Annotated in this window: 8 protein-coding genes; 4 read left to right on the top strand and 4 right to left on the bottom strand. The window is 71.9% G+C overall.

Annotated features, from left to right (window positions below; translation table 11 throughout):
- Together FNH05_RS32810 and FNH05_RS32805 are read right to left on the bottom strand one after the other, a co-directional pair.
- A partial coding sequence (locus FNH05_RS32810; RefSeq protein ID WP_222426776.1) for an FAD-dependent monooxygenase occupies nt 1–829 on the bottom strand: 829 nt, incomplete at its 3' end.
- A gap of 28 nt (nt 830–857) precedes the next feature.
- Entirely contained in the window at nt 858–1,820 is a 963-nt protein-coding gene (locus tag FNH05_RS32805) for an MBL fold metallo-hydrolase (protein WP_144592728.1), read from the bottom strand.
- A 145-nt stretch (nt 1,821–1,965) separates the two neighbouring features.
- Between FNH05_RS32805 and FNH05_RS32800 the strand changes: the two genes are divergently transcribed.
- The gene (locus tag FNH05_RS32800; RefSeq protein ID WP_144592727.1) at nt 1,966–2,505 is read left to right on the top strand and encodes a MarR family winged helix-turn-helix transcriptional regulator; all 540 of its coding nucleotides are present in this window, start codon (nt 1,966–1,968) and stop codon (nt 2,503–2,505) included.
- A 39-nt stretch (nt 2,506–2,544) separates the two neighbouring features.
- On the opposite strand, the gene FNH05_RS32795 is transcribed toward FNH05_RS32800, so the two are convergent.
- On the bottom strand, nt 2,545–3,030 hold the full coding sequence (locus FNH05_RS32795) for a glutathione peroxidase (RefSeq protein ID WP_144592726.1): 486 nt from the start codon (nt 3,028–3,030) through the stop codon (nt 2,545–2,547).
- A gap of 122 nt (nt 3,031–3,152) precedes the next feature.
- Complete coding sequence (locus tag FNH05_RS32790) at nt 3,153–3,356, bottom strand: hypothetical protein (RefSeq protein ID WP_246128083.1); 204 nt, start codon at nt 3,354–3,356, stop codon at nt 3,153–3,155.
- Between the two features lie 79 nt (nt 3,357–3,435).
- Here FNH05_RS32790 and FNH05_RS32785 point away from each other — a divergent pair, with 79 nt between their 5' ends.
- From FNH05_RS32785 to FNH05_RS32775, 3 genes are all read left to right on the top strand, one after another.
- Nucleotides 3,436–4,002: a hypothetical protein gene (locus tag FNH05_RS32785; protein WP_144592724.1), complete on the top strand. Its 567-nt coding sequence runs from the start codon at nt 3,436–3,438 to the stop codon at nt 4,000–4,002.
- A gap of 4 nt (nt 4,003–4,006) precedes the next feature.
- The gene (locus tag FNH05_RS32780; RefSeq protein WP_144592723.1) at nt 4,007–4,246 is read left to right on the top strand and encodes a hypothetical protein; all 240 of its coding nucleotides are present in this window, start codon (nt 4,007–4,009) and stop codon (nt 4,244–4,246) included.
- Nucleotides 4,239–4,617, top strand: a 379-nt coding sequence (locus FNH05_RS32775) for an FAD-dependent oxidoreductase (protein WP_186382851.1), incomplete at its 3' end; no start/stop codon positions are given. The genes FNH05_RS32780 and FNH05_RS32775, both read left to right, overlap by 8 nt.

The raw sequence follows: 4,617 nt of genomic DNA, 5'->3' as shown, positions 1-4,617 counted from the left end.
CCTGCATCCGGTCCACCACCCGCGAATGGAACCGGTCCACCGACTTCCACACGATCTCGTAGGGGCGCTCGCCCACGATCGCGCGGATCCGCGCGTCCAGTGCCCCGCTGCGCTCCTCGGCCTCGAGGTCGTAGTCGCCGGGCACCTGCCAGTCGATGCGGAAGGTGGAGTCCGGGCAGGGGTGGATGAGCACCTGCCTGCCCGGGTTCCACTCGGGGTCGAAGTAGAACCGCCGCTCCTCGGCCCAGCCGGGCAGGTCGGCGCGGATGTCGCAGATGAGGAACCGGTCGTCGAACGAGTGCCCGCCGAAGGAGACCCCCAGCATCCGGCGCACCTCGTCGCCCTTCGCCCCGGCGCAGGCGATGGCGTAGTCGGCGCGGACCGGCGGCCTGCCTTCGCAGTGCAGCGTCACGCCGTCGCCGTCCTGGTCGATGCCGGTCACGTGGTGGCCCCAGCGGACGTCGATCAGCGGCCGGTCCGCGATCAGCTCGTCGAGGATCTGCTCGGTGCGGGCCTGCGAGATGTTGACGAACGGCGGGAACGCCGAGCGCCCCGGATCGGCCAGGCTGTAGGCGAACAGCTCCCGGTCCCGGTAGAAGGTCCTGGCGGTGGTCCAGGTGACGCCCTCGACGGCGATCCGGCTGCCCGCCCCGACCGCCTCCCACACGTCGAGCACGTCGCGCTGCTGGCAGATCGCCTTCGACCCGATCGGATCCCGCTCGGGCCTGCCGTCCAGCAGGACCACGCGGATGCCCCATTTCGCGAGCAGCAGTGCGGCGGTCTGCCCGACCGGCCCGTTGCCCACCACTGCCACTGTGCCGCTTTGCACAGCTTCCTCCCTGTCCTCGGGTCGGCCGTCAGTCCTGCAGCTGGTCCCACACTTCGCGGTCACGCTCGGCCGTCCAGATCACCGGGCGCTCGATGCCGGACAGCTCGTCCCACACGCGGGAAACGTCGAAGGGCAGGCAGTGCTCGAAGATGGGCCACTGGCCGTAGCGCGGGGCGAGTGCGGCGTGGCTGCGCTCGAACGCCTCCTTGAGCGTGCCGCCCGCTTCCTGGACGGCACCGACCTCGCGGATCATCACGCGGAGGAAGTCGCGGGTCTGCTCGATCGCGGCGTCCACCGCGTCGCGGCCCCGGGTCACCCCGCCCCGGCCGCCGATCAGCGTCTCGGCGCCGAACTCCCGTATCCGGTCCAGAGTGGACGAGGACCAGTCCCGGTGGAACGCGTCGCCGGTGTAGAGCGCGGCCTCGGCCTCGACCAGGTCACCGGCGTAGAGGATCCGCTGCCGGGGCAGCCAGGCGACGATGTCGCCCTCGGTGTGCCCGCGGCCGCAGTACTGGAGGACGAGGTCGCCGCGGTCGCCGCCGAGGTCGATGGTCAGCCGGTCGGAGAAGGTGAGGGTGGGCCAGGTCAGGCCGGGCACGGAGTCGGCACCCTTGGCCAGGCGCGGCATGCGGCCGAACTCGCTGGCCCAGTCCTCCTTGCCGCGCTCGGCCACCAGGGCACGGGTGTTCTCGTGCGCGACGATCACCTCGGCGTCGAAGGCGGCGGCCCCCAGCACGCGTACGGCGTGGTAGTGCGAAAGGACCAGGTAGCGGACCGGCTTGTCGGTGTGCTCGCGCAGCTTGGCCAGCCACTCCCCCGCCGCGACCGGGGTGGCGAGCGCCTCGAAGCAGACCAGGAAGTCCTCGCCCTCGATGGCGCCGACGTTCGGGTCGCCCTCCGCGGTCAGCGCGTACACCCCGTCGGCGAGCACCTCCAGCGTCTGCTGTTTTTCCCCGAGATCCGCCGACGACGCGAATGCCTTCTGGGACACCGCGATCACCTCCCTGTGATCAAAGGTTTGATTATTAAGCCGTCAAAAGGGTAACCCAGCTCACCCCGGAAGGAAAGCCTATGACACAAACGTGACGGACCCATGGTCGTTCCGGGGACTATCCGGTGGGGCCTAGCCTGGGCTCATGCCCGCAGAACCGGTGGCCTCCGAGGACCTCGACTACCTCACGTTCGTGGACTACGCGGTCGCCAAGACCACCGCGGAACTCCCCGCGGTCGACCCGGTGGCGATGCGCCTCGGCCTCACGCTCCACCGGCTGACCAGCGCGCTCGTCTACGACTGGGAATCCACCGTGCACCGGCCCCGCGGCTGGAGCTGGGGCGGCTTCCGCGTGCTGTTCGTGCTGTGGCTGGCGGGCCCGATGGAGGCCAAGCGCGTGGCCCAGCTGTCCGGGATGAGCCGGGCCGCCGTCTCCGCCCTGGTCAACACCCTCGAGCGGGACGGCCTCGTCTCCCGCACACCGTCCGCGCACGACCGGCGGGCGGTGCTGCTGAGCCTCACCGGAGCCGGGCACGAGGCCATCACCACCGCGTACGAGGCGCACAACGAGCGCGAGCAGGCCTGGGCGAAGTCGCTGTCCAAGGACGAGCAGGAACAGCTCATCGGCCTGCTGGACAAGCTGGCGGGCGGCCCGGCCGCCAGCGAGGCCAAGCGCCGCTTCTGACCCCCGCGGCCACGCTCAGGGCCCGCCGGGGGACTACGCCTACGGCAGGATGGCTTCGAGTGCCGAGCACAGCTCGGGCGACTCGGGATCGGTGCGCGGGCGGAAGCGGGCCACCACGTGGCCGTCCGGGTCCACCAGGAACTTCTCGAAGTTCCACTGGACGTCGCCCGCCTCGCCGTCCGCGTCGGGAACCTGGACCAGTTCCGCGTACAACGGGTGCCGCCCCGGCCCGTTCACCTCGATCTTTTCGAAGAGCGGGAAGGTGACGCCATAGGTGGCCGAACAGAATTCGGCGATCTCCTCGGCGGTTCCCGGCTCCTGCCCGGCGAACTGGTTGCACGGGAAGCCCACCACGGAAAACCCCTTGTCGCCGTAGCGTTCCTGCAGGCGTTCGAGGCCCTCGTACTGCGGAGTCAGCCCGCAGCGTGAAGCCACGTTCACCACGAGCAGGGCCTTGCGGCCGAGCCCGCCGAGGGTCGCGGGTTCGCCGGACAGGGTGCGGAGCGGGATGTCGCCGAGAGCCATGACAGTCCTTTGCGGGTCGCCGGTGCCTACGGTTTGTACCTCACCAGCCACCCGAACACGAACCCCGCTCGCCGCCCAGCGGTTGTGGCGGAGGCCACACCACGAGCCCTCCGCCAGAGCGATCAGCGGCGGCGGCGCGGGGCCGGGACGGTGGTCACGCCCTCGGCGGGCCTGAGGCCCAGCGCGTCCAGCAGCAGCGCGCAGTCGTCGGCGTTCATCGCCGAGGACGCCACCGCCCGCACCGCCCGCCGGCGCTCGGCCCGTACGGCCTCGCTGTCGCCGGCGACCTCGTGCGGATCAACGACCGAAAAGCGGTTGTCTCGCATGGTTGTCCCCTCCATCCGAACAAGATCGCGTGTAGTGGGCGCGCCCCCGGGTAGCCGGACACCGAGGAAAGGAGCGGCCATGGACTACTCCCCCGACCCGGTGCGGGCCGCGGGCCCGCCCGCCGTCACCGAAGGTACCCCGGACGGGCCGATCGTGCTGGTGCTCGACCCGGCGGGCGCGGCGAAGCACGACGGGCTGCCCGCGACCTGGCGGCCCTTCGCCGACCGCTGGCGCATCGTCTGGTGCCGCATGCCCGCCGACGGCGGTCTCAGCGAGGCCGACGAGATCCTCGCCGACCCGCCCGTGGGCGGCCGTTCGGTGCACCTGGTGGCCAGCGGCCCGTTCGGCGAAGCCGCGCTCGGCCTCGCCGAGCGCCACCCCGAGGCCGTCCGGGCGGTTCTGCTGGTCGACCCCGCCGCTTCGGGCTATGTGGAGGCGGGCGACGGTGCCAGCGCCGACGAGTACTGGGAACAGGACACCGCACCCCGGCGCGCGGCGCTGGCACGGTCGGGCGTCGACGTGCGCGTGATCGCCCACAGCGAAGGCGGCGCGCGGGACCGCGTTCCCGCCCCGCTGCCCCTCGGCCACCCCGACGTGGCCGAGGCCGTCCGCAAGTCCGTCGCCGAACTCGGCCGGAAGGAGTGATCAGGTGACCCACCCCGACGAATCCCTGCGCGAGGCCCTCGACGAGGACGGCACGCTGCCCGTCGACCCGCTCCAGCCCGTGCCGGACGTCCTCGAACAACGCCAGGAAATCGCCGCGGAGGTGCCCACCGGCATCCGGCCGGGGCTGCCGGCCGAGGCCGACCCGGGGGACGTGGCCGAGCAGCAGCGGGGCCTGGGCTACCCGGAAGACCAGTTGGACGAGGAGGAGCACGACCATGGCTGAGCCGGTACGCATCGTGATCGTGGGCGGGGGCTATGTCGGCGCCAAGGCGGCCCGCTACCTGCGCAAGCACCTCGAGCCGGGCGAAGCGGACGTCGCGGTGATCGACCCGCGCTCCTACATGACCTACCAGCCGTTCCTCGCCGAGGCGGCGGCCGGTTCGGTGGAACCCCGGCACGTGGTGGTCCCGCTGCGCGAGGTCCTGGCGGGCTGCCGCGTGGTCGCCGCCGAGGTGACCGGGATCGACCGCACCGAGCGGACGGTGACGATGCGGGTCGCGGGCGGCCACGTCGAGCAGGTGGGCTACGACGTGCTCGTCGTCGCGGTGGGCTCGGTGTCCAAGACGCTGCCGATCCCCGTGCTCGCCGAGCACG

This window comes from Amycolatopsis rhizosphaerae (assembly GCF_007713715.1).
GTDB classification, from domain to species: domain Bacteria; phylum Actinomycetota; class Actinomycetes; order Mycobacteriales; family Pseudonocardiaceae; genus Amycolatopsis_E; species Amycolatopsis_E rhizosphaerae.
Note: the sequence above shows the minus strand (reverse complement) of the source record. Positions and strands in the feature narration are given on the sequence as shown.